Consider the following 25,980-nt stretch of genomic DNA (forward strand, 5'->3'; position numbering starts at 1 on the left):
TACATATACAAAAATGTTTACGGAAATTATTATTGCAACTTTTACCGTAAACGAAATCAGTTGTCTTTTGTATGTATGGGAAATCGCTTGTTCAACTTATTTTAGTTCCATCAGAGCATCGTCGACCATAAATTTTGTAATTCTTGCTCATCAAATGCATTCACATTATCTAGCTCTTGTGAAAAGAAAGTCTTGGCGTGCGGATTGTTGGGATGCCATCTGGTGTAGGACGCCATATCGGGATGATATATTGCGAGTGTTTTTTTCTTCAACCCGGTTGCGATATGTACAGTTGCTGTATCGACAGATACGATAATATCACTCATATCAATATGTGTTGCCACATCATCAATTGAGGCACATTGCTCATCACAGAAAACGTCATCATTAAATTTATAACAAATACGGTTGACTAAATCAGAAGTGCTTGGTGAAGAAGATAAGAATACAGAATATCCGTTGTGTGCCAAGATTGGAATAATTCTACAGATTGTTTCTTCATTCATACTTTTTGACTTATTACTACCAAAGGGATTGAAAAATACCACTTTTCTACTTTTGAATTGTGGTGCCATTCGCTCCCGGCAACAAGCCGATAATGGAATGATGTAAGAATTATCATATTTCGTGATATTAAATGATGATAATAAACTATTAAATCTTTCAACATAGTGACCATCATTTTTGAGACGAAGGTTATACATTTTTACATCAGGTAATATCCCGGCATTTGACTCGGCTGATATCATTCTCAAAAGAAATAGATCTTTCATTCTTACGATATCTTGCGCATTGATAGCAATGTCAATTTTTCCTAAGCCCTTGGTTAATTTAAATATTTCAAAATATGAAGGGCGTTTTTTTAATGCATAGACGTTATCAACGAATTCCATTTTCTGATAAAAATCATAGGTGTTTTTTGAAGAAATAACTTTGATGACTGAGTTTGGAATATTTTCTTTGATGGCTTTCATTGCAAATGACGATATAACTGAATCACCATACTTAGAGTCATTTCGAATGAATAAAAAATTTTTCACATGATTACGGTTGAAATCTTTTTTACGAATATCAAAAATTATTTTCCCTAGCCAGAATCTAAAGTCATCTCTAAATAACTGGAACTTTGATATCAAGCCTTTACTCATTAAATATCACCATCATACAGTTTAAATTACCTTTGCTTCAAATTTGTTCTATATCGTTATTTAAATGTACAACATATAGCAAACAGGTATATGTTGATGAAGCAAGACTCCATTGCTTACGTATATAACGCTGTGATTTACGCAAAACACATAGCAAAATACCTTCTGATCATATCAGAATGGTCTGTTGATAGTGAAGCTATTTATGTGTCAATCTTCGGACAGGTTTGTGTGGTCCTGATTAGGGACATCTTATTCTCAGGCATCCGCTTCGTGTCGCGTCATTACATTCAATCTGGCAGTCTTATGATGTCTTGAGTCTCTTGTCGATTGTTCGGGCATTTGAGGTAACTTTGGTCGTCAACCGATAGTCTGTACGATGGATTGGTTGAAAAACCAATTCTTTAGCAACAAATCGTATGAGAAACTATCGACTTCGGCATTGTTCGATTAAGATAGCGGATGATTTGTTGATACATACATTGAAGGATTCATCGATGGGGCGGAATAAAATTCCTCGTGTTATTTGTGGTAAACCTGCGGATAGTTGTTTCAAACCGAACGGCATTCCGATGAGCCAGCTTGAGCATCTTGAGTTAGCTGCCGACGAATTTGAAGCACTGCGCTTGGTTGACTTACAAGGCATGCATCAGCAGGATGCGGCCGTCGCAATGGGGGTCTCCCGACAAACGTTGGCAAATTTGGTCAAGGCTGCCCGTTTTAAAGTCGCGGACTGTTTAGTCAATGGTAAAGCATTAATGATGAGCCATTAAATTATCCTCCTTTCTATTTTCTGATCGCCCGCTTTGCTGACAAACAACCTGGCATGCATCATCAACGGTATGTCCGGTTATTTGTATCCGTGATTAACCTGTCTTCTCTGGTTTTTCGATACATCGCTCAAATCCGTCTGTTGCACCATCCTGTTGTACCATCCTGTGGCGCGTTATCCGGCACTCTTTGAATATTTATAATTTGCATATGCCAAAAAATAGGACTATAAATAGCATATGCTAATTAATTGAGGTGCAAATCCTCACTCTGTCGATGATAGGACAGCACTGGTGAGCACCGTTTTTATCTCGATCAAACGCTTATTTCGACCAAACTCATTTTGTCGGCTGGGTTTGATCAACACTCAGTACAGGAGTTATTTCTGATGATTATTGCTATCCCGATGAAAGAAGACCGAATTGCCAACCATTTTACCAAAGCTGACCATTTTCTTTTTATGGATGAGTCTGGTGAGGTAGTGGGACAGAAACCCAATCCTGCACAACATGCTGGTTGTTCAGGGAAATCAGCATTACTTGCATTACTCCAGAGCGAGCGGGTTGAACGAGTGATTGTCCGTCAGATTGGTCAGCGGATGCTGGGGCGGTTACTCGAAAACCAGTTGGCTGTGTTTCAAACGCATACAGGCCGCCAGACTTTGCAGCACATTGTCCAGACCGGGAATGAACTGGTTCCGCTCACGGATGCAGAGCAAGGGCGTCAGTCTGTGAATTATCAAACAAAGCAACAACAAGGCGGTTGTTGTGGACATCATCAGCATGAACATCATGCCGATGTTCATGCTCGCGGTCAGGGACATCGTTGTTGCGAGACCGGTGAGCAGCATCGTGGGTGTGGTGCCCATGAAAACGGTGAACATCATCAACATCGATCTGGCAAAGGGCGTTGTTGTCACCATTGAAGAGATTGTCACCCCTGAAAATGCATAACAATGAGAGCCATATGGCTCTCATTTCTGTGGTGGAAGATTTGATATCGGTGACGTTGTCACTTAGCGGCCTGAGCCACTCGTTTCTCCTGCTGCTGTAATTGATACATGGCACGATATTGGCCCTGTGGTCGCGCCATGAGCTGGTGATGGTCACCTTGTTCGATTAAGTGACCATGCTCCAGTACCAGAATCTGATCGGCATGACGAATGGTGGACAAGCGATGCGCAACTACAATCAGCGTGACCTGACCTTGCAGATCGTTCAGCGCCCGCTGGACAACCTGTTCGGTTTCACTGTCGACATTCGCGGTGGCCTCATCCAGTAACAATACCTTGGGTGAGCCTGCCAAGGCTCGGGCGATAATCAGTTGTTGACGTTGCCCGGTTGAGAGTCGCAAGCCGCCTTCGCCGAGCTGTGTCTGGTAACCCTCGCTCATGGCAATAATCACATCATGCAAATGCGCCTGACGTGCGGCAAGTCGTACTGCTGACTCACTTAAGTTCCGCCCCATATCGATGTTATCGAATATGGTGGTAGCAAGAATAAACGGATCCTGCGGAATAAAACTGACCCCTTGACGTAAGGCGTCATGACTATAGTGATCAAGAGGATGTTCATCAATACAGATCGTGCCTGACTGGGGCTGATAAAAATTGAGTAACAGACTCATTAAGGTACTTTTACCACTGCCGGTATGTCCGACGATGGCAAAGAGTTGTCCGGCATTGATTTCGGCATTGATATCCTGCAACACCGGATGATTATTGTGGTAAGCAAAATTCAAGTTTTTGATACTCAGATGTCCGGTATCAATCCGGGAAAAGGTGCCTTTTTCGGGCTTAGCCGAAGATTCTTGCAGCAGTTCATAGACTCGGTTACCTGCCACAATCGCTTGCTGGTATAACCCGAAACGTTGCGTAATCTCGATTAATGGCTCTGAGAATCGCCCCAAATAGTTGAGGTAAGCATATAGCACCCCGACTTCAGCGACGCCTTGAACGACCTGTAGACCAAAAAACCACACCACACCTCCCAGCGCCATAATACTGAATAAGTTGATTGCCGGGCGGAGCAGCAAGGATGAAATCGTCACGGTTTTCAGCCGGGTATCGTAGTAGTGCGCATTGATCTGATCAAACTGAGACAGTTTCGCCTGTTGTTGATTGGTTGCCTGAATTACGGTCATACCGCTGATGGATTCATTCATTGTGGCGTTAATGTCTGAACGTAAACGGCGGCTGTCCGTGACGTTTTTGACACTGAAACGTTGATACAGATAAATTAATCCTATCACCGTCGGTAGCAGCAAGAGCGCGACCAGCATCAGTTGAATGTCCAAAATCGCCATGGCAATCAAAATACCGATCAGCAGAATGATATTGGTCAGGACATTGGATAAAAACTGTACGTAAATATCTTTAATTGACTCGGTATCATTGGTAATCCGGCTGACCAGTTGCCCGGTACGGGCATAATCGAAATACGACATTGGCAAAGACAGGACATGTTTAAACACCCGTTTGCGAATATCAAGCACCGCGAATAATGCCATATCCAGAAAACGCAGGGTTTGTCGATACTTGAGGTAGGTTCCCACAATCGTTGACAGAATAAACAAACTGATAATGCCGACAATCGGCCAGAACGGATAATGATCCGGCACAATGAAGTCATCGATAAATACTTTGCTTAATAGCGGGCCCAATACCTCAAATCCCGTCGCGATCACAACCAGAATCAAGGTTTTAATCAATAAAGCTTTGTCTGCGAAAACATAACTCATCAATAGGCGTAGTGAGCCTGCGTGTTTATCATCCTGCTTAGAATTCTTGGTACTCATGAGGATGTACTCTCCATCGCCTGTTCCATCTGTTGATAGGCTGCCATTCGTGAATACCAGCCGTCACCCGCAATTAATTGTTGATGTTTGCCTCTTTCAATCACTTCACCATGGGCCATGACAATAATTTCATCCGCGTGTTCTACAGCGGATAAGCGGTGACTGACAATGATGAGTGTCTGAGTTTTTCGTTGCCGCAGATGCTGAATGATGATTTTTTCCGTCCGGATATCAACGGCCGAGAGCGCATCATCCAAAATGAGGAGCGGGGCATCACTGATCAACGCCCGGGCAATCGAAATCCGTTGTCGTTGTCCCCCGGACAGGGTTACACCGCGCTCTCCGACGGTGGTCTGATAGCCATCGGGGAACTGGCGGATATCATTATCAATCGCGGCTAATTTAGCGGCTTGATAGACTTGTTCATCGGTGGCTGCGGGGCGTCCCATGCGAATATTTTCCATGATCGTGGCACTGAACAAAAATGCATCCTGAGGAACATAAGCATAAAGTGCCCGCAGTTGAGCCAGCGGAATCTGGCGCAGTGGTGTGCCACTGATCTGGATGGCACCTTCTCCGGATTCCCAATAGCGCATCAAAAGCTGGAGTAGCGTTGATTTTCCTGCACCGGTGGCACCGACAACCCCGAATACGCGGTTTTCTCTCAAACGAAACGAAACATTCTTCAGACTCGGCTGAGGGATATCCGGATAATGAAATGTCAGGTGGCTGACGGTTACCTGATATCCTCTGGGGGTGAACTGGCCGTGGTCTTCGATGGTATCGGGTAAGGTGAGTAACTCATCGAGACGTTCGATGGCGGCATTGCCGCGTTGCAAGATATTCATTAACCAGCCAAAGGCAAACATCGGCCAGATCAGCTCTGATAAGTACAGGGTAAAGCTGGTTAATTGCCCGACAGTTAAGCGACCTTCGTGTATTTGCCAACCACCGGCAAGTAAGGCGATGAGTAACGCTGCGCCAAGACTCAATTGAATGATGGGATCAAACAGGGCTTCTGAACGTTGCACTTTATAGGTACTGCTGGCGGCCTGTTCTGCAATCTGGTCAAACTGTTCGGCTTCGATTGACTCTCTGCCCATCGATTTGATCATGCGAATGCCAGTCATGGCTTGTTGGGTTTGCTCATTCAATGAGGAAAACCGGTCAAGTGTGGTCTTGAATTGGTGGTGAATCTGACTGGACAGGCGGTAAAAGCCGATCCCCATGAATGGAAAAGGGAGGATTGCTAAAGCTGCCAACTGCCAGTCGATAAAAATAAACATCATTACCAGGACCAGAATAAAGGTTAGCAACCCGTCAAAGCCCGATAAAATCCCTTCACCCGCAGCGATTTCAACCGCATCAATATCATTGGTGGCGCGAGCCATCAAATCACCGGTTGAGTGGTGATTATAGAATGCCTGTCCTTGTCGGGTCAGACGCTGATAAAACTGCTGACGCAAGAGATTGCCCAGCTTATAGGATGTGCCGAATAACATCCGTCGCCAGCCATAACGGAGCAGGTAGACGATGATACTGGCGAGCAATAAACCGAGAAGATCGTATTTGGCTTGTGCCATGGTGCGCGTTGCGAGCAGGTGGTCAATCGTTTGACCAATAAACCATGGGATGGCCATGTTGATCAGCGCGACGATGACGAGCATGAGTAACGCAAATGTGTAAGTCAGCCAATAGCGGCGAAAGAACCATCCCAAGTGTTGAAATAATTGCATGTAATTTTTATCCGGATAAGCGTGTGAGCGTTGATCTTTTGGGGCTGCTCATATTGAGTCGATTGCATTGTCTATCGGGAGCATTTTTACGTCAACCAAGTCACCTTGTCTAGTCAGATGTCTTGAACTTACCGTTATGCGTCGCCTGGTTTGTCGCGTTGCGGTTGCACCGTGGCTCAAAATTGCTTGGTTCTGAGCATGTTCTGGCTGTGAAGTCCATGTTTTTGGGGCGTATCCCCGATACTTTGGGTATAGTAATCTTTTCTGCCTGCCGTTAAACTTTGGCCAGTTTTTTTATCAATCAGGTTGCTTTATGTTTACCCAAAGAATGTTGTTGAACCATTTTCGTTGTGTTGCTGCGCTGGTGTGCCTTGTTATGGTGACCGCCTGTAGTCGGACACCGGAGTTACAGAAGTTGGAAGGTTATGCTCAGGGAACAACCTATCATATCAGTTGGTGGTCTGAGTCGGATGTGTCGCCCGATGACATTCGTCCGTTGTTTGATCAGCAGTTGGCGACGATTGATAAAGAATTATCGACTTATCGGGATGATTCTTATATTTCAAAATTTAATCAGAGCACTTCAACCCAGTGGCAACCGGCTTCAGATGATTTCTTACAGCTTCTGAGTATTGCGCGGCAGATCAATCAGAAAACCCAAGGTTGTTATGATCCGACTATCGGGCCGCTATTCAATTTGTGGGGATTCAGAAAGCACGATTTCAAAGTGCCGGATAGTCAGCAAATTTCAGCCGTGAAAACCGAGGTCGGATTGGACAAAATTCAAGTCGATGAACAGGGCAAACGCATTCGTAAAACGTTGCCACAGGTGCAGATCGATTTTTCTTCGATGGGTGAAGGCTATACGATTGGTAAGCTCAGTGCGATTCTGGAATCTCAGGGGATTGTCAATTATTTGGTGGAGTTTGGCGGAGACATGAAAATCAAAGGCCACAAACCCGATGGTTCGAAGTGGCGTATTGCCATTGAGCGCCCAATCCATAAAGATGATGATATTCAGCCTTATAAGATTGTGACGATTCAGGATGAGCAAGGGGTGACGCTCGACACATCAGGGACTTATCGTCGTTCTTTTGATGCCGATGGTCAGTCATACTCTCATATTCTTGACCCGCGGACCGGGGCTTCTGTGACGCACGATTTGGTGTCTGCTTCGGTATTCGGCCAGACCCCCGCAGAAAGTGACGCATGGGCTACGGCGATGCTATGTCTTGGTCCGAAAGCGGGGTATCAGGTCGCGCAACGGGAAAACCTAGAAGTGTTCTTTATTCGCACAGAACAAGGGAAATTTATTGATCAGCAGAGTTCGGCTCTCGAGCACTCCAAACGAGTGATGTTCAATCAGGAATAAACCTGAGAATGCTCTCCGGAGGGACATATCGGTTAACTCTCGTGATGAGTAACGGCAAATACAGGGTAACCTGAAGAAAAGGTGAAAAATATGGCACATTTTACGGTGATTGGTTTAGGGCGGTTTGGCGTGGCAACCAGTCTGGAGTTGATCAATCTCGGGCATACCGTGACCGGCGTCGATCGAAATCCGAAAATCGCTGAGTTGTATGTTGAAGAATTGACGCAATCAATCATTTGTGATGTGACCGATGAACACGCACTTAGGGAGCTGGAACTGGCAGCGAGTAGTGCCGTGCTCGTTGCGATTGGTGAAGATCTGGAATCGAGCCTGCTGTGTATTCTGGCGTTAAAGAATCTTGGTGTAAAAGAGATCTGGGTGAAAGCCAGCTCTAGAGCTCATCATACCATTGTCTCAAAGCTTGGTGTGGCGAGAATTATTCACCCTGAAGAAGAGATGGGGGTGCGAATCGCACAGGCTCTGAATTATCCGATGGTGAATAATTACCTGGCGATCGGCAATGGCTTATATGTGGTGGATATTGAGGTAACGTCGGGACTACATCATCAGCCGGTTTCGACCTTGCTGGATAAAGCGCAAGGCAAGGTTGAGGCGATTTTGGTGAAACGCGGTCGGGAAACATTTACCCAACTGACGCATGATTTTCTTTTACAGGAAAATGATACATTTTTGCTGTGCGGGAGCAGAGAAGCGTTAGAACAGATTGCGCCAAGGTTGGTGTGACATGGCATTATGGCAGCCGTCCACATCTCCGATAGTCAGGAGACCAAAAACAAGGCGAAAGATTGCAGCTGCGCCCCCGATTGTCTTATGTGGCAGTTTTCTGTTGTTGATTTTACTGGGGACATGTTTATTGAAGCTGCCGCTGGCGACGGTGACGCCAATCAGTTGGGCGCACAGTCTGTTTACAGCCACCTCGGCAGTGACCGTAACTGGACTCTCCGTCGTTGATACAGGCACCGCGTTTACCGGTTTTGGTCAGGTGATTATTGCCATACTGATCCAGTTCGGTGGGTTGGGGCTGATGACATTTGCGGTTGTGACGCTAATCGCATTGGGCGGTAAAATTAATTTCTTGCAGCGAACGGTGATCAGAGAAGCGTTTAATCAAACCGATGCACCGACATTAGTTTCTACTGCTAAATCTGTTTTATATTTTTCTTTGATTGTCGAATCGATCGGCATGGTCATTCTGTCGCTTTATTGGTTGCCGGAACTGGGATGGAAAACCAGTTTCTTTCATGGCTTCTTTTATACCATCAGTGCGTTTAACAATGCCGGGTTTGCGCTGGATAGCCGTAACCTGATGCCGTATGTCTCGGATCCGGTCGTCAATCTGACGATTACCGGATTGTTTATTATCGGGGGATTGGGATTTTCCGTCTGGTTGGATTTGATCCGCAATCGCCGCTGGGTTTTGCTGACACCGTACAGCAAATTAATGATCTCCGGGACGATTATCATTAACGCGGTGGCCGTGATTCTGATCTATTGTATTGAATACGATAATCCTCATACGCTGGCACCTTTGAGCGAAACAGGGAAATGGCTGGCTTCATGGTTTCAGGCGGTGACGCCGAGAACCGCCGGGTTCAATACGCTGCCAATCGATCAGCTTAAAGATGCCACCACATCTGTGATATTGGTACTGATGTTTATCGGCGGCGGCTCAATGAGTACCGCCAGTGGCATTAAAGTGGTGACATTCATTGTGCTGATTTTAGCAACATATGGGTATTTGCGGCGAGATTCAGCCATTCAGGTGTTTAAACGAGAAATTTCCAAAGAAACGATCAATAAAGCATTGGCGCTGACCGTTATTTCCATTGGGGTCAGCTGGATGGCTATTTTCGGTTTGCTGCTGAGTGAACATGCCCCGATGGTTGATATTATTTTTGAAGCAATTTCGGCATTGGGAACGGTCGGACTTTCCAGAGGATTGACAGCGTCGCTGTCTGGTACCGGAGAGGTGATTATTATGTTGATGATGTTTATCGGCCGGCTGGGACCACTGACCATCGCTTATTTTCTTGCCAGCCCCAGAACGCATCGTTTGCGTTATCCGGAGACAAAACTCGTCATTGGGTAGCGGCGTTATTGGATCGCGGATAGACAAGTTGATGTTGTGGTTGATAGCTCAACCATCATGTCTGCCTGAAGGAAGATCCGCGTATTGACGTTGGTATCTGGCCAGCATACTGATATTGCCCAGTAAACCGCCTTGATGAATATAGATCAGCGGTGTGTCAGGATGTTCGGTCAACCAGTTTTGCAGGCAGCGCCACATCAGCGGGTCATAGAGTAAATCAAATTCAACTTGGGTCTCGTGACAGAGCTTCAGCCAGAGCGCGTAGTCTTCGCGATACAATTTGCCGAAATGGTGCTTTTGTGCCAGAGACAAAATTGTCGGGTAGCTGGTGGCTGCCAGCATATCCCACTGTTGCTTCAGGTAAGATTCCCCACCGACACAGGCGCAGGTCAGCACTTCAATCTGATGAGCGGCCAGATGTTGATGTAAATAGAGTGCGGTAGTGCCGGTGCCCGCGGGCAGCGCGACGACAGGGCGCTCAATCTGGTGTTTATTGCACCAGTCGATGATCTCATCCCCGAGGGTGGCGATACCCGGTTGAGCAATATCACTCCGTCCGCCTTCGGGCAAAACCAGGCAACTTTCATCAGGGCGACGAATCTGTTGAATATGATCACAAGGGTGCATCGCTGAGGCTGGATGTTGTCCTGTGGGATAGATGGTTGCACCGAGTGCCAACGCTGCTTTGTAATTTCCCTGCGGATGTTCGGCTAACCACTGAGGAATATGATCAACGTAATATTCAAACTGCCAGCCTCTGAGCTGTGCCAGCGCGGCAAATGAGAAAAGAGAATTGGCTTGCGGAGAACCATAGCTGATCAACGTGGTGATTTGAGGCAGAGGGGTATCAAGCAAAGTCATCAGTTTGCGGGCTTTGTTGCCTGAAAACTGAGGATGGAGTAGATCATCTCGTTTGAGATAGAAGTGTTTGCCGTTAAAGGTGTGTTCGGTGGTCGGGCTTTGGGTCAATATATTCATGTCGGCCAGCATAGCTTGAGTTGATTGTTATCACAAGGCGTACCCAAGGCAAAAAGCAAGACAAAAAAAAGCCAGTACAATCGGTACTGGCTGCTATAAATAGGAGTTAACAAGAAAAAGCAGTATTGACAAAAAATCATCCAACATTTCTGTCAATCTTGTTAAATCAGACTGGTGATGTCACAGATAGTTCCTCATGTTTTTTATTTTTTGTTTGAATTCGTGGCACGAGTGAGGTGCCTTTAAATAAAATTCATATTTTTTCAATGGGATAAATCCATTTTTAGCGTTGAAATTGATGAAAAGAGATCCAACCACTCACTTTTTGAGGGGAAATCTTAAGAAATAGGGTGAGATTTCGAGGCGAAACTTTTATTCTTACGGGGTTTTTTAAAGGAAGTTGAATATGATCATCAAACCTAAAATTCGTGGATTTATTTGTACGACGACACATCCAGTCGGATGTGAAGCGAATGTCAGAGAGCAGATCGCTTATACTCAATCACAAGGAAGCGTAGAGAATGCGCCTAAGCGCGTACTGGTTGTCGGATCTTCCAGTGGCTATGGACTTTCATCGCGTATTGCTGCGGCATTTGGTGGTGGTGCGGCAACAATCGGTGTTTTCTTCGAAAAGCCGGCAACCGAGAAGAAACCGGGTACCGCAGGATTTTACAACGCTGCTGCATTTGACAAGTGTGCACATGAAGCGGGTCTTTATGCGAAAAGCATTAATGGTGATGCGTTTTCTCATGAAGCAAAACAGAAGGCGATTGAGCTGATTCAACAAGATTTGGGTCAGATTGATCTGGTTGTCTACTCTTTGGCATCACCAGTCAGAAAAATGCCTGACAGTGGCGAATTGGTGCGCTCAGCATTGAAACCAATTGGTGAAACGTACACGTCAACCGCTGTGGATACCAATCGGGATGTTATTATTGAAGCCAGTATTGAACCCGCAACTGAGCAGGAAATTGAAGACACTGTGACAGTCATGGGCGGACAAGACTGGGAACTCTGGATCAATGCATTGAACGACGCTGGTGTGCTTGCAGACGGCTGTAAAACCGTTGCGTATAGCTATATCGGTACCGAGCTGACCTGGCCGATCTATTGGGACGGTGCGCTTGGCCGTGCGAAGATGGACTTAGATCGTGCTGCAACAGCGCTGAACCAGCAACTGAGCGCGAAACAGGGCTCTGCCAATGTTGCCGTATTGAAATCGGTTGTTACGCAGGCCAGTTCTGCAATTCCGGTCATGCCGCTTTACATCTCAATGGTGTTTAAAAAGATGCGTGAAGAAGGCGTTCATGAAGGATGTATGGCGCAGATCTATCGTCTGTTCAGTGAGCGACTGTATCGGACTGATGGTCAGGCTCCTGCCGTGGATGACCACAATCGTCTGCGTCTTGACGACTGGGAGCTGAGAGACGATATTCAGCGCCATTGTCGTGAGTTGTGGCCTCAAATCACAACCGAAAATCTCAAACAACTGACAGATTATGAAGCATACAAAGAAGAGTTTTTGAAACTGTTTGGTTTTGGTATTGATGGCGTAGATTATGATGCTGATGTGAATCCGGCCGTTGAGTTTGACGTGATTGATATCTAATTCGTTTTAGATGAAATATGAAAAAGCGCCATTATGGCGCTTTTTTTGATCCGAAATGACCGTTGTGGTGGTCATGATCGCTGTACTGTCCTGAGCTGCATCGGTGCGAAGAATGAATCGAATTCACTCACTCAGCGTCACTAACTTAGGAGAATGATAACCGTGCCGGTCAGGGTCATCAGAATATTGGCAATGGTATAGGTGCCGGCGTATCCGAGTGCAGGGATGGTTGATTTCGCATAGTCATTCACGATGTCCATCGCTGGTGCGCAGGTTCTTGCGCCGATAATGGCACCAAACAGCAACGCGCGGTTCATTTTCAGCACATATGCACCAATGAGGTAAGCAAAAAATACCGGGACGACACTGACCAGAAATGCCAGGCCAATGACTTTGATACCGATTTCTGACAAGTGCTCAAACATACTGCCACCGGCACTCAAACCGATACCAACCATAAAAATCATCAACCCGAGATCTTTGGTCATATTCAGTGCACCTTGCGGGACATAACCAAAAGTCGGGTGATTGGCCCGTAAAAAGCCGAGCGTAATCCCAGAGAGCAACAGCCCGACGGCATTCCCTAAACCAAAAGAGACTTGACCGAAGGTCATGGTAATCAGACCGAGCGTAATTCCAAAAATGAAAAAGGCACAAAAAGCCAGCAAGTCTGCCATTTGGCTGTGAATCGAAATGAAACCGATTTTATCCGCGAGCCCTTGTACCCGACTTTTTTCACCACTGACCTGAAGGAGATCACCTTTGGTGAGCACAATATCTGAGTCCATTGGCATTTCAATTTGTGCCCGGACAACGCGGTTGAGAAAACAGCCATACTCAGAAAGGTTCAGGTCAGAGAGCCGTTTTCCGACCATGCTGTCACTTTTGACCACGATCTCTTCTTCTGAAATACGCAGGTCAAGTAAATTGCGGTCAAACACTTCTTTACCGTTTCTGAAACTGGGATCCAGTCTTGCGTGACTGTCGGGGAAACCAACCAGTGCGATTTCATCACCTTCTTGCAAAATCGCGTCACCATCCGGATGGGCCAAAATACCATTCCGTCGGATTCGCTCAATGTAACAGCCTGTTTGACGATAGATTCCCAATTCACGAAGATTCCGACCATCAATCCAGTTGGTCAGTTCTTTTCCCACCCGATATGCGCGAATAATGGGTAAATAGACTTTCCGTTGGCCGTTATGACCTAAGCCGCGCTCCCGAGCGATTTGCCGGGCTGAATCTGAGAGGTTTTGCTTTTGTAGTCTCGGCAGAAGCTTCGCAAACATAATCATACTGATGAGGCCGATGAGATAAGCAATGGCATAGCCGACGGAGACATTTTCCAAAACGTGGGACATATCCATGCTATGGGGGATTTCTGCCAATCCGGAACTTAAGGCATCTTGGGCTCCGACGAGAATCGGTGTGGAGGTGAGTGCTCCGGCCATCATCCCCGCAGACAGACCGTAATCCAGATGCAGGGCCTTGCCTCCGAAATAAGTGATTAGGTTAGCAATGATAAGGACCGTCAGGCTTAAGATCAGGTAGTGTTTTCCATCTCGGAAAAAGATACCAAAAAAATTGGGACCCGCTTCAATACCGACACAGTAAATAAATAGCATGAAACCGATGGTGAGCGCTTCTGAATTCAGAGAAAAACCAAGGTGACCCATAAGAAGTGAGGTGACGAGAACACCGATGGAGTTACCGACCTGTAGGCTACCGAAACGAATTTTTCCCAGCGCCAGACCGCTCGCCAGAACAACAAAAATAAGCAGAATAGGGTTTTCTTTTAACAGCAGAACAACGTTTATATTCACAACTTGACTCAGGGATGTGGAAAAAGATGGCGGACAAATTGTATCTGAAATATAAGAAAAAATAAGGGTATTTTTCAGGCTTTTTGGCACAAAGAAGAATTTTCATCTTAACGAAGGGACGAGGGGAGAGAATCAATGTGTTGGTGCGTCAGAAAAGCAAAACCTGCCAGATAATTGGCAGGTTAGTCAGGTCGTGATTATGCATTAAACAGACCTAGATTGTCTCTGGCATAAGCTTCGAATTCAGTACAGCCACCAATATGAGTCTGGTCAATGAAGATTTGCGGTACGGTTTCAACGGGCTTGCCTACGGTTTTTTCTAAATCGGCTTTGCTGATGCCTTCTGCTTGGATATCAACGTAGCGGAAATTAAAATCGTCACGTTTTTCTTTTAACGTTTCTGCATGTTCTTTTGCCCGAACACAGAATGGGCAGCCGGGACGACCAAAGATCACTACAAACATAACTTTCTCCTTCATGTGTTGTTGGCGTAACTATGCCTGAAGTCACTTTGGAAATAAAGTTACATCTGCCTCTTGCTTTAATAGATTAAACCGATGTAACCGATAATCTGCCACTGAAAAATATGGGCCACGAATGGCCCACATGAAATGAAAATCTTAAGAATATACAGTTCAGGGTCAGAACTGAGGTAATTTATCGTAGCGGGAATCTTTTAAGACATCTTTCACTCGTTTGAGATTTTCCCGGAATCCTGAACCGCGACGTAATGTAAACCCGGTTGCGAGCACGTCAATGACGGTCATCTGAACTACTCTGCTCGCCATCGGCATGTAGACATCAGTATCTTCCGGGACGTCAAGACAGATGGAGAGTGAGCAGACCTGATCGAGCGGTGAGTCTTTGGCAGTGATGGCGATGACGGTTGCACCGTTCTGTTTTGCGAGATGTGCGATCTCAACCTGACTTTTGGTCCGGCCAGTATGAGAGATCAGCACCACGACATCATTATCAGTGCAATTGATACAGCTCATGCGCTGCATGACAATATCTTCAAAGCAAGAGATCGGAATATTAAAGCGGATAAACTTATTTTGTGCATCACGCGCGACCGCGGAAGATGCACCCAGGCCAAAAAACGAAATTCTCTTGGCTTGCGTCAGCAAATCCACGGCACGGTTAATTTGTACGGCGTCGATGCTGTTTTTGGCAACATCAAGGCAAGCCATGGTGGATTCAAAAATCTTATGTGTATAGGCATCGGGACCATCATCTTCTTCGACATTACGGTTCACATACGGTGTCCCGTTTGCCAGACTTTGGGCAAGATGAAGCTTGAAGTCCGGAAAGCCTTTGGTATCTAAACGACGACAGAAGCGGTTGACCGTGGGCTCACTCACATCAGCCATTTTGGCAAGGGTTGCAATACTGGAATGGATTGCAGTTTGCGGTGATGCCATGATGACTTCTGCGACTTTGCGTTCAGACTTACTAAAATTTTCCAGATTTTTTTGAATTTTTTCTAATGTATTCATAGTGTTCACACGGGGAAAGAACATTTCAGGAATTCGACCTGATCACTGGCGATATCGAATCATGATACCCAAAGCATTCAACATTCATCACGAAGTGGGCATGGGAAATGAGTATAAACGTATGCACCGGTAATTCTGTAACATTTCAGGTTATCAGATGATAAGAATATGACAGGCCTCAAACTAAATTTCATATGATCCCCTAATTTTACCGCTAAATCCGACAAAACAGTATGTCTTCAAGACAAAATGATTCATTTCTTACATCAGTCAGAAATAAAATTTCATCAGATATGATCGAGTAACCGAAAACAGGGGGATGCATATTATACGTTGCCTGACAGAATGCTTTCTGCTGAGCGTTGGATTTGACGCAGTAATGTCGGGGCGAGTGTGGCAATATGCCGCTGCTCTTCTAAAACTGCATGCAAGATATCTTTCGTGGTTAATGGGTTGGCAAGCACGACGCGGAAGACGATGGTATTGAGGTACTGCCAACGCTTTGGTGTCAGTTGAGTCCGGGAAACAAATGATTTTCCTGACTCTCTTTGCTTTTTCTGAATAAATTTTGTCAGTGCATTCAATTGTTGATTGAGTTGGGCGAGCGCATCATCGGTGCAGTGTTGCAAGGCGAGACGGGCTTGTTGAGGGACGTAACGATAAGTCAGTAAACACAACTCAGGTTCTGAAACGAGTTCGAAGTCATCCTGCTGACAAATGAGATCGGCAAAATAAGCTGCTTTTTGAATACTTTCATTGATCAGTAATTCATAACCCGCACGACTAATGATATGCATACATGCATAGACTAGCATTGCCATGCCAGAACGTGAGCCTTCTAGTGTCCGGCTGCCTAAATCTTTCGATCCTTCACGGAGAATATATTGGGCATGATGCTCAATCGCATGGCTTGATGTGGGTGACTTAAACAGCACCATTCCAGCACCCATCGGGAGGTAGAGTTGTTTATGGGCATCGATGGTCACTGAATCAGCGTGTTCGATACCGTTTAATAGATAACGGTATCGATGCGACATCAATGTTGCGCCGCCCCATGCCGCATCGACATGAAAATGACACTGTTCCTGCTGACAGATGGTCGCCATTTCAGCAAGCGGGTCGATATTCCCCGTTTCCGTTGTCCCGGCAACACCGACTACTGCAAATGGCAAAATTTGTTGTTGCTTCAGGCGTTGAATGGTTGTTTTTAGCGCATCGGGTTTAATCCGATTGTGTTCATCCGTCGGAATCACAACCAAACCTTGCTGACCAATTCCCAGTAAATCCGCTGCTTTTTTTAATGAATAATGGCCGCGTTCGGAGACTAGAATCGCTAATCCTTCATAGCCATAATGTTTCATGGCCCGAAACAGACCTTCCTTTTCGGCCCCCTGAAATGCGCCCTGAGCTTTGAGTGCATTATTGCGGGCAACCCATAAGGCCGTGATGTTGGCGATGGTTCCACCTGAGCAAAATGCCCCCAGTGAATGGTTGGCGCTATGCATCCACTGAGTATAGAAGTTTTCATGACCGGCATAGATCAGTCGGTGCAACATGCCGATGACCTGACGTTCGAGTGGTGTGAAGGCTTTCGATGTTTCAATTTTGACTAGGTTTTGGTTCAGAGCAATCATGATTTTTGACAGCGGCATCAGAAAATAGGGCAGTGCCGATGTCATATGGCCGATAAAGCTGGGAGCCGATGTATGAACCGACTGAGCAACGACCTTATCCAGCAAATGCTGGGCATGCTCAGAGACAAATGCCGGTTGTTCCGGAATCTGTGAAGATAGAAAATCTTGCTCAATTGTTTTCAGCGGTTTTTCTTCGGAAACGATATGCTCTCGTAAGAACTGATTGAGGTTCTGAGAAATCTTTTCTTCGATTTGGGTCAGCGTGGACCCCGGACCTTCCGGTATAGTAAAAATCCGAAGCAGGCTATCAAAATTGGCTTCCGCTGTTTTGCTTTTTACAACCATAAAGCTATCAAATCGTGTCGTGGCCTATTCTGGCGGGACAATCTAAACGAAAATGTAATGAATGTCCCGCATTAATTGATGGGCTTGCCCGTACAGCTGTCATCACCATGATGGCTGTACGGGCACCTTAATCGTCAGGGGTTAAAATCCAGATGAATGTATGATCGAACGAATCTGAGATTTGAAGTCGTTATCTGATAAGTTACTTAATTCGTATAAGACTTCAGCACCCGTTGCGTTGATTTCAACCTCATGATCGTCAATGCTTTCATCTTGCTCACGGAACAGCAGTAAGTGGTAAGCAATCTTGGCAACATCAAGATAAGAGACCTCTCTTGGTTTATGTGGTCTCTCCCGGTTGGATGCCACAGAAAGGAAATCCTGATCAAATCCCCATGTTTTGAGGACATGATAGCTGGTCCGGTTACAGCGAGATTCAAAAATACGCATTGCCAAGTCATGATCAAGGTAGTTGCCTTGCTCAAGATAGAGGTGGTATTCATTGAGTAAGCAGAATAACCCGATATCCGCTAATAGACCGACTAGCAAGGCTTTATCTGATTCCAGATAAGCATATTCCTGCGGATCAAGGTGCTTAAACGCATTGGTGACCAGAACCATTGTTGCGCATAGCTTTCTTGAGTTAGTGGCACTTTGCCGTAGGATTTGATTACAGTCATCCCGAAGATTTACCGAGTATTTCAGTTGTTTCACAGCCTGTGCCGTGACAATGTCTCTGACCCGAAAAATCCCCAGCCTGGATACAGCGGTGTTGATATCGCTATAGGCAATATTTCTTGAGTTAAAAATAACGGAATTGGCAATACGCAGGACAACCGCAGTCAAGCCCGGATCATCGATCAGACATTCCGCAACATCAGTGACAGTCGTCGCTTCATCCAAACAGAGTTTCTGGATTTCCAGCACAACCTGAGGGATCGGAGGGAGTTCTATCTTTCCGCTTCGTATAGACAATTCAACCATTTGGGCAAATTCGGTTTCAATTGCCTGAAATAAGGCTTGTTGATCACTCGGAAGCCAAAAAAAAGAGACGTGATTCATATTCATCAGATTCGTTGCTATTTACGTTATTTTAGCGTTGCGCTGACAGCACCGCAATGAATTATCGATGAGTTATAAAAAATATTAGTTTTACGCTCAAATTGAGAATACGCACGCATATTTATTATCTCTACGTGATTGCTCTGGTTTTGATGGGACTCATTTCACACCCCTTGCCGAGATTTTAGAAATCAATTCGTTATATCTTTTAAACCGACAATAGGGCGATAGCTCGGATGTTCCCGCAATGAATCTTCGAGTTATCGCCTATGAAGTCAGCCTGAAATATACATATAACGACTACTGAGGCTAGGGTAAATGATAGCAACAAAATTTTTTGATTACTTAATAGAGAGAGAAAACTTTGACACGAAGTCAATATTTGGGGATATCGGGCTGTTTTGGCAAGATGCCATGTTTGCTTTAATCAGCACCAATCATATTTATATTCGAGGTGGAGACATTCTGGATGAAAAATTAAATGCCTTAAATTGCTCAAAATATGTCTTTGTTAAAAAACAAAGTATTTCTAAAGTGAATTATTATGATATTACTGAATTATTTCAATCCGGTTATCCTTGTTTGGGAGAGTTGATCAGCCGCTCAAAAGCATTGGCTATTTTTCAAAAAAAGCAAAAGTACTCATTATCGAACCGACGTTTGAGAGATTTGCCCAATTTGCACTTGACTATCGAGCGAATGATGAAGAAATCGGGGATTCCGGATGTTGCCACATTTTTTAAACTGGGGGCTTTGAAAGCTTTTATCAAAGTCAGGCAACTGTATGGTACAACGACGGACATTAAACTGTTATGGAAATTCGTGGGAGCCATTGAAGAAATTCACTGGAAACTGATCCCGGAAAAACGCAAACAGCAGCTATTGAATGAATGCTGCACTCTGATGGAAATAGAGGAGGGATAAGATTGAACAGCCAAGTCGCTTAACTTGGCTGTATTAGTTATGAGTAATCAGGTTAATCGTTCAAATTAGTATTTGAAGCGGGCGCTTAAGATAATTTGATCGTCATATGTGTCATTAAAGCGAGCTTCAGCTGCAACCGAGAACAATTCTGTCGAGTGGAAGCGAGCATAGGCAGCACCCAACCAATCGTCATCATCATCAATGCTCAGATAGCCCACTTTACCACCAACTTCAAGTTGTGGCCCTAACCACTGGCGAACACCCAGATTCAATTCCATGCCGGTATCACTACCTCGGGAGTCATCGTGATCAACCATGCGGACTAACATCTCGCCGGTGAAATCAGCCCAGTTGTTTATGGGAGCGTGGAAGCCTAAGCCACCGGTTAGGTCGTAATCACCGTCAAGTTCTGAATCGACTCGTCCTATCACATGTGCATTGGGATGAACTGACATACTAAAACCTGCACCATAAGTATTGGGACTAATACCTATCCGTGCTTCATAGTAGTCATAACTAAAGTTGCTCATTACCGATGGACTGTTTGGATCTACCGCTGCAAATGTATAACCAGAAGCTAGTAACAACACTGTTGCACTAATAATTTTACGCATAACTGAACCTATCTTATTTAGAATCCCTGTAAAATGGCAGTAATTCTGCCTTCAATCAACCCTTTAACACATCATAAACCGGATGAGAGGCATAATGCTACCTTAAGAGTGTCATGCTTTTGTCGTGTGAGTAAATCGTTTGCAAATACAATGCCATAAATGAGGGCTAAAACACATCATAACGTTGATGAAGGGGCGATAGCCACTTCCATTTGAAAGAAAATGACTATCGAAGACCATTCAATCATGTCACCTGCACCGTATTGAATCACTCGCCAAATTCACGACGTCGTTGAGAGAGCGCCGCGAGTATTTCCGCTGTATCCAGTATTTTCATCCAAGGTGACAGATCAGTTTCGTTCTGAATCATATACTGAGTGAGTTGGTGTTTAATCGCTTGGCGAAGTGCATCTCCTTGCCAAGGTTTACTGATATAAAAATCCAAACCAGCATGATTAATCGCTTTGACGGTATCATCAAGGCCAGCCTGTCCTGTCAGGAGAACTTTGCGAGCCTTTGCTGTTTGCGGATCGGCATTGAGCTCTATCAGAAATTGAATGCCTGTCTGTTCCGGCATGATGTGATCACAAAGAATCAATGCCAGAGGAATCTCTTGTTGTTGACAGTCAGACAACACTTCTTTTGCCTCCGATACCGACTGGGCGGCCTCAACGACGAAATTATCTTCAAAACAGTCGAGGTCTTGGACCACGCTGTCTAAAATCTCCCGTTCGTCATCAACACAGAGGATCAAATAACGTCGATTCATAGTGTGCTCCTTCATCATTACTATTCATGATTGCATGTGTTTATCAATGCCCGGTTGAATGAGGGGGAGATAAACATCAATTGTTGTGCCTTCGCCCACTTGTGAATTGAGCTGAATCCAGCCTTGATGCTGTTGAATTATCTGCTGACAGACTGAAAGGCCGATCCCGAGACCGAAGTTTCCTTCTTTTTTGGTGGTAAAGTTTAGTTCAAAAATTCTATCTTGGAGTTCACTCGGAATACCGGTCCCATTATCGGTCACGGTAACACACAAGTAAGCGCGATGTTGATGTTCGATCTGACAGGTGTGTATTTCAATCTTGCCATTGTGTTCAGGAAGCGCGTCGAGTGCATTTGACAATAGGTTGACCCAGACTTGTTGTAATGCGGTGGGTTGACCGTAAACCAATGCGTTTTCGGTATATTCTTTGATCAACTGATATCTTTTGAGTCGGTTTTCAAAAATGACCAAGGTATCTTCAATGCCCTCATGAATATTGACGGGAAGATAGCCTTCATCGTCTTTACGCGCATAACTTTTCAGACCTTTGACCATATCTGTGATCCGTTGCGCGCAGATGAGCACGGACCGCAGCGCATTCCCTGTTTTCATATAATGTTCAAGTTGATGAACGTACGCCTTGGCGTCGGTCTTGTCTGTTGTGAGCTGTTTGATGAGATCACGATCATGATCCAGTTGTAATTTGACCAATTTTTTGGCGAGGCTGCGGTCCGGTAACTGATTTTCCAGCGCTTTTACCCGTTGTCTCTCTTCTGATGTTGAAAGCGGAGAGACGGTCATGGCACGGTGCAGTAACGCAGTTGCTTGCTCAGTCAATGCCGATGTGTGTGTATTGAACACCCACTGAATTTGCTCGGCCAGTGTTTCAGCACCGCGTTGGATCGCCGCGACCGGGTTATTCAGTTCATGGGCGACCCCGGCCACGAGTTGACCGAGGACGGCAAGCTTCTCCCGTTCGACTAACTGTTGCTGAGTGGCTTCCAGTGATTCGAGCGTTTTCTGTAATTCCAGCTTTGTGGTAATACTGCGTTGTAGGCGTCGGTTAAAATGACGTAAAAGTAAATTAGTGAACAGCGGCAAGAGTTGACTGTCGGAATGCATCACCTTGGCAAAAACTTCTCGATCAAGCTTGATGACATGGGCTTTGGTTAGTGTGACCGCCGTTGAAAATGAAGGCTCGCCCGTCACAAATGACATCCCACCGACCAGGTTTCCTTTTTGATGTCGAACGACTTCGCGTTCATGACCAAGTTCATCTCGCTTAAACAGGGCAACCTCTCCTTGCGTGATAAACCAGAGAAACTGATTTTCTTCGCCTTCTTGGGTGAGCAGGTGATTCGGGGAGTAAGTCCGGCATGCGTGGGTTTCATCTTTTTGCTCAAAGAAGGCATACAGGAGGATGATCACCTTTTCTGCCAGTTCGGTGTCACTCATCTGATGGTAATCATGAATAAATCCCTGGCGGAAATGTCGCATAGAATTATCCACATGGGCGCGTAAGAGTTGTTTCTGGTCGAGCACTTGACTGTAGTCTAATAAGTTGTCAGATTCGGTGTCGAGAATAAATTGGGTCAGTTCTTTGTGGGCGGTTTGGTACAAAATTTGGTCGGGCAGTGGCTTGGTGAGCGCGTGATCCAATCTTCCTTCATTAACGGCAGACAAAATGACCTGAATATCTTTCCCCGCGCTGATGAGTACTTTTCTGGCATCCTTGGTATGTGGCTGTTTGTCAAGCTGAATTAAGAAATCAGCGCCATTGAGCGCATCATGGTGGCAGGCGATCACTAAAGCAACAATTTGTAAACGTTGATGAATAAAATCCAGTGTATACTGCGCGTCGCTGATAGAATCGACACAATATAGATCGAACAGGCCAGTAAAAGGGGTCAGTTCATGCTGATACTGTTCCACACTGATCGGGTTGTTATCTAAGCATATAATCGCGTAGTGGTTCACAATGCTCTCACGGATAAGAATATTTTTCTGAAATTTTACCAAGGTTTTACTGATAGGGGTGAGAGCTGAGTTCTATAATGAGCGGTTTGTCGGTGAAAAGAAATGCAACAGTCTGGATTGCATGATTGATGTGAATGTCATCGATAAATACACATTGAAAGTGTAAGAATAAATATTCAAATGACTTTTTTCTGAAACGGATGAGTATCTGTTTCAAGGTTATTTGAGTATGTATGATAGACAAATAAACCAAAGAGATCCTGTGTTATGAATCAACTTAAAAAAGTAGCAGCAGTTGGCGGTGCGGTCTGCTTAATGGCCTGTTGGCCATTAGTCGTCGGACAGATAGCCGAAAGAGTATTTCAAGACAATATTGGCAATATTGATAATCAGTTGGTGACCGCAAAAGTACTGAATTATGACCGTGGATATCTTTCGTCACATGTTCAAACGGAGATTCAGGTGACTGACCCGGGTTTAAAAGCCCAGATGCAGCATGATGATTTACCCACGTCATGGGTTTTGAACAGTGATGTGAAACATGGTCTTTTTTCGATTGATGCGGTTACTCAGTTAGACAATCAGCCGGATGAGTCTCTCAAAATCGTGACTCAGACACAACTCAACGGCAATACCCATTTTGAAATCGATAGCCAAGTGACGCATTATCAGGGCACCACATGGTCGATCACATCCACACCGATGTCCTTGTCTGGTGATGTGACAACGTTAGGTGAAATTGATTATCGGCTGGATGTCCCATCAGTACAGTTTAGTCATGCTGATCTTCAAATTAATTTAAACAATTTCTATGGCAATGGTCAGGGTAAGAAAGAGAAAGGATTCTGGGTTGGTTCTCAAACGCTCCAAGTCGATAAAACAGTGATGTCTGATGCTTCTGGGCTCGGTGATTTTATTTTAGAGAATGTCGGATATCAGAACACCTCATCAATGGATGCGGATCGGGCCCGGTACGATACTCGCCAACAGTTTAATATTGCTAAAATTTCGGCTCAGGATGGTGTGGTTGAACATCTGAATGTTATTTTCTCGATGGGGCAGCTTGATGTCGATAGTTTGGCGAAGATCGCTGAAATATTGGAGCACTATGCCGATATCACACCGGCTGATGCGCAAAATTTACAGCAAGCACTTGATCAATTGGTTGCCAAAGGTTTTTCAATTGCATTAGAACAGCTGGACATCGGTTTAGCACAAGGACAAATCGAGTCTAAAGTTGATTTGAAATTGCCCGCAGATATGCAAAGTACACCACAAGATCCGCTAGAAGTTGTCAAAAAACTGACGGGGCATGTGGAAAGCCAAGTGCCTAAAGCGGTTGCTGATGCTTTCCCGGTATTGCAGCAAGGGGTCGATGAACTGGTGACCATGAAAATGATGCGGGAAAATGGTGATGTCTATCAGATGAACGCAACCGTGCAAGATGGCGACCTTGTGTTTGAAAGTGGTAAAAAAGTGCCGCTGATGGTGATATTGATGTCAGCGATGATGCAAATGTAACCATTCTTTATCGTTCAATCGATTTATGCTGGGTTATTTCAGTACCAGTATTCGAAAAGAGGCAATTTGCCTCTTTTCTGCTTTTTTTGTCACAGGAAAAGTGATATTAATCAAAGCTTCTATTATAAACGCATGATTGACCGTAGGAGCAACGAACCCATGAAGTTAAAGTCTGACACCGTGTATAACTTCAGTGCAGGCCCGGCAGCTTTACCAAAAGCCGTGATGGAACAGGCGCAATCCGAATTTATCAACTGGAATCAACTGGGCACATCGGTGATGGAAATCAGCCATCGCAGTAAAGAGTTTATTCAAGTCGCCCAAGCGGCAGAGCAGGATCTTCGGGATCTGTTGAATATTCCTGATAATTATAAAGTCCTGTTTTGTCAGGGGGGGGCCAGAGCACAATTTGCGGCGGTGCCGTTGAACTTATTGGGTCAGTCAAGCAAGGCGACTTATATTGATGCCGGATACTGGGCAGAGAGTGCAATTGATGAAGCGAGTAAATACTGCAACATCGATGTATTTACTGCCAAAACCGATATTGACGGACAATTGGCCGTGAAACCAGCCGATGAGTGGCAAATTGCACCGGATTCAGCGTATGTCCACTTCTGTCCGAATGAAACCATTGATGGTATTGAAATTAATGATTTGCCGGTCACGGATAAACCAATCGTGGCAGATATGTCTTCCAATATTCTGTCTCGGGAAATTGATGTCAGTCAGTACGGTGTGATTTATGCCGGTGCCCAGAAAAATATTGGACCGGCGGGGATTACGATTGTCATCGTTCGGGATGATTTACTTGAACTTGCGCATAAGATGCTACCGAGTGTCCTGAACTATAAAGAACTGGCGGAAAAAGATTCGATGTTCAATACGCCGCCAACATATGCTTGGTATCTTTCTGGTTTGGTCTTTAAATGGCTGAAAAGTCAGGGTGGGGTTAAAGCCATTGAGCAGATCAACCGTGAGAAGGCCGAGACACTTTATGGCTACATCGATCAGTCGCCGTTTTATCGCAATACGATTCACCCGAACAATCGGTCTCGGATGAATGTTCCGTTCCAGTTGGCAAAACCTGAACTGGATGGCAAGTTCCTTGAACTGGCAAAAGAAAGAGGTTTGGTGGCATTAAAAGGTCACCGTGCCGTGGGTGGTATGCGAGCGTCAATTTATAATGCAATGACGTTAGAAGGTGTTCAGGCATTGGTTGCATTTATGCAAGAATTTGAGGCGGAATACGCATAATCCTGAATTCACGTCATATTGATAAAAAACGCAGCCAATGT

The 25,980-nt window shown here is 45.1% G+C and carries 21 protein-coding genes; 9 read left to right on the top strand and 12 right to left on the bottom strand.

From position 1 onward, the window contains the following. Positions 1-110: 110 nt before the first annotated feature. Positions 111-1,148 carry a glycosyltransferase family 9 protein gene (locus tag OCU60_RS07480; RefSeq protein ID WP_074373550.1) on the bottom strand — a complete coding sequence of 346 codons (1,038 nt, stop codon included), beginning with the start codon at positions 1,146-1,148 and terminating at the stop codon, positions 111-113. A gap of 497 nt (positions 1,149-1,645) precedes the next feature. On the opposite strand from OCU60_RS07480, the gene OCU60_RS07485 reads away from it, so the two are divergent. Both OCU60_RS07485 and OCU60_RS07490 read left to right on the top strand, forming a co-directional pair. Then, positions 1,646-1,921, top strand: a complete 276-nt coding sequence (locus tag OCU60_RS07485) for a DUF134 domain-containing protein (protein WP_074373552.1) — start codon at positions 1,646-1,648, stop codon at positions 1,919-1,921. Between the two features lie 386 nt (positions 1,922-2,307). Beyond that, entirely contained in the window at positions 2,308-2,844 is a 537-nt protein-coding gene (locus tag OCU60_RS07490; RefSeq protein WP_074373553.1) for a NifB/NifX family molybdenum-iron cluster-binding protein, read from the top strand. 86 nt (positions 2,845-2,930) lie between these two features. On the opposite strand, the gene OCU60_RS07495 is transcribed toward OCU60_RS07490, so the two are convergent. Beyond that, positions 2,931-4,715, bottom strand: coding sequence for an ABC transporter ATP-binding protein (locus OCU60_RS07495; RefSeq protein WP_074373554.1), 1,785 nt, complete (start codon positions 4,713-4,715; stop codon positions 2,931-2,933). Further along, entirely contained in the window at positions 4,712-6,451 is a 1,740-nt protein-coding gene (locus OCU60_RS07500) for an ABC transporter ATP-binding protein (protein ID WP_074373555.1), read from the bottom strand. The genes OCU60_RS07495 and OCU60_RS07500 overlap by 4 nt, the downstream gene beginning before the upstream one ends. 313 nt (positions 6,452-6,764) lie before the next feature. Here OCU60_RS07500 and OCU60_RS07505 point away from each other — a divergent pair, with 313 nt between their 5' ends. The 3 genes from OCU60_RS07505 to OCU60_RS07515 all read left to right on the top strand — a co-directional run bounded on the left by OCU60_RS07505 (position 6,765) and on the right by OCU60_RS07515 (position 9,933). Next, a complete protein-coding gene (locus OCU60_RS07505; protein ID WP_074373556.1) occupies positions 6,765-7,823 on the top strand; it encodes an FAD:protein FMN transferase in 1,059 nt (352 codons plus the stop codon). 90 nt (positions 7,824-7,913) lie between these two features. Then, positions 7,914-8,567, top strand: coding sequence for a potassium channel family protein (locus OCU60_RS07510; protein WP_074373557.1), 654 nt, complete (start codon positions 7,914-7,916; stop codon positions 8,565-8,567). Between the two features lies 1 nt (position 8,568). After that, positions 8,569-9,933 carry a TrkH family potassium uptake protein gene (locus OCU60_RS07515; protein ID WP_074373558.1) on the top strand — a complete coding sequence of 455 codons (1,365 nt, stop codon included), beginning with the start codon at positions 8,569-8,571 and terminating at the stop codon, positions 9,931-9,933. A gap of 48 nt (positions 9,934-9,981) precedes the next feature. Here the strand turns inward: OCU60_RS07515 and OCU60_RS07520 are convergent, their stop codons facing one another. Then, positions 9,982-10,911 carry a pyridoxal-phosphate dependent enzyme gene (locus tag OCU60_RS07520; protein ID WP_074373642.1) on the bottom strand — a complete coding sequence of 310 codons (930 nt, stop codon included), beginning with the start codon at positions 10,909-10,911 and terminating at the stop codon, positions 9,982-9,984. Between the two features lie 406 nt (positions 10,912-11,317). On the opposite strand from OCU60_RS07520, the gene fabV reads away from it, so the two are divergent. Next, positions 11,318-12,520, top strand: coding sequence for an enoyl-ACP reductase FabV (fabV, locus tag OCU60_RS07525; RefSeq protein WP_074373559.1), 1,203 nt, complete (start codon positions 11,318-11,320; stop codon positions 12,518-12,520). Between the two features lie 140 nt (positions 12,521-12,660). On the opposite strand, the gene OCU60_RS07530 is transcribed toward fabV, so the two are convergent. The 5 genes from OCU60_RS07530 to OCU60_RS07550 form a co-directional block, all read right to left on the bottom strand. Beyond that, complete coding sequence (locus OCU60_RS07530) at positions 12,661-14,343, bottom strand: aspartate:alanine antiporter (protein WP_074373643.1); 1,683 nt, start codon at positions 14,341-14,343, stop codon at positions 12,661-12,663. A gap of 197 nt (positions 14,344-14,540) precedes the next feature. Beyond that, positions 14,541-14,807 carry a GrxA family glutaredoxin gene (locus tag OCU60_RS07535; RefSeq protein ID WP_074373560.1) on the bottom strand — a complete coding sequence of 89 codons (267 nt, stop codon included), beginning with the start codon at positions 14,805-14,807 and terminating at the stop codon, positions 14,541-14,543. Positions 14,808-14,984: 177 nt separating this feature from the next. Further along, positions 14,985-15,839 carry a MurR/RpiR family transcriptional regulator gene (locus tag OCU60_RS07540; protein ID WP_074373561.1) on the bottom strand — a complete coding sequence of 285 codons (855 nt, stop codon included), beginning with the start codon at positions 15,837-15,839 and terminating at the stop codon, positions 14,985-14,987. Positions 15,840-16,165: 326 nt separating this feature from the next. Next, positions 16,166-17,818, bottom strand: a complete 1,653-nt coding sequence (gene panP, locus OCU60_RS07545; RefSeq protein ID WP_074373562.1) for a pyridoxal-dependent aspartate 1-decarboxylase PanP — start codon at positions 17,816-17,818, stop codon at positions 16,166-16,168. 141 nt (positions 17,819-17,959) lie between these two features. Next, on the bottom strand, positions 17,960-18,880 hold the full coding sequence (locus OCU60_RS07550) for an HDOD domain-containing protein (RefSeq protein WP_074373644.1): 921 nt from the start codon (positions 18,878-18,880) through the stop codon (positions 17,960-17,962). 318 nt (positions 18,881-19,198) lie between these two features. Between OCU60_RS07550 and OCU60_RS07555 the strand changes: the two genes are divergently transcribed. Next, positions 19,199-19,804, top strand: a complete 606-nt coding sequence (locus OCU60_RS07555) for a TfoX/Sxy family DNA transformation protein (protein WP_074373563.1) — start codon at positions 19,199-19,201, stop codon at positions 19,802-19,804. Positions 19,805-19,869: 65 nt separating this feature from the next. Here the strand turns inward: OCU60_RS07555 and OCU60_RS07560 are convergent, their stop codons facing one another. The 3 genes from OCU60_RS07560 to OCU60_RS07570 form a co-directional block, all read right to left on the bottom strand. After that, positions 19,870-20,418, bottom strand: coding sequence for a hypothetical protein (locus OCU60_RS07560; RefSeq protein ID WP_074373564.1), 549 nt, complete (start codon positions 20,416-20,418; stop codon positions 19,870-19,872). A gap of 268 nt (positions 20,419-20,686) precedes the next feature. Beyond that, positions 20,687-21,187 (bottom strand): response regulator, encoded by a 501-nt coding sequence (locus OCU60_RS07565; protein WP_074373565.1) that lies wholly within the window; start codon positions 21,185-21,187, stop codon positions 20,687-20,689. A 24-nt stretch (positions 21,188-21,211) separates the two neighbouring features. Further along, the gene (locus OCU60_RS07570; protein WP_074373566.1) at positions 21,212-23,164 is read right to left on the bottom strand and encodes an ATP-binding protein; all 1,953 of its coding nucleotides are present in this window, start codon (positions 23,162-23,164) and stop codon (positions 21,212-21,214) included. A 267-nt stretch (positions 23,165-23,431) separates the two neighbouring features. On the opposite strand from OCU60_RS07570, the gene OCU60_RS07575 reads away from it, so the two are divergent. Beyond that, positions 23,432-24,685, top strand: coding sequence for a DUF945 family protein (locus OCU60_RS07575; protein WP_074373567.1), 1,254 nt, complete (start codon positions 23,432-23,434; stop codon positions 24,683-24,685). Positions 24,686-24,844: 159 nt separating this feature from the next. Continuing rightward, complete coding sequence (serC, locus tag OCU60_RS07580; protein WP_074373568.1) at positions 24,845-25,939, top strand: 3-phosphoserine/phosphohydroxythreonine transaminase; 1,095 nt, start codon at positions 24,845-24,847, stop codon at positions 25,937-25,939. Positions 25,940-25,980 lie beyond the last annotated feature (41 nt).

Source organism: Vibrio spartinae (assembly GCF_024347135.1).
Taxonomy (GTDB): domain Bacteria; phylum Pseudomonadota; class Gammaproteobacteria; order Enterobacterales; family Vibrionaceae; genus Vibrio; species Vibrio spartinae.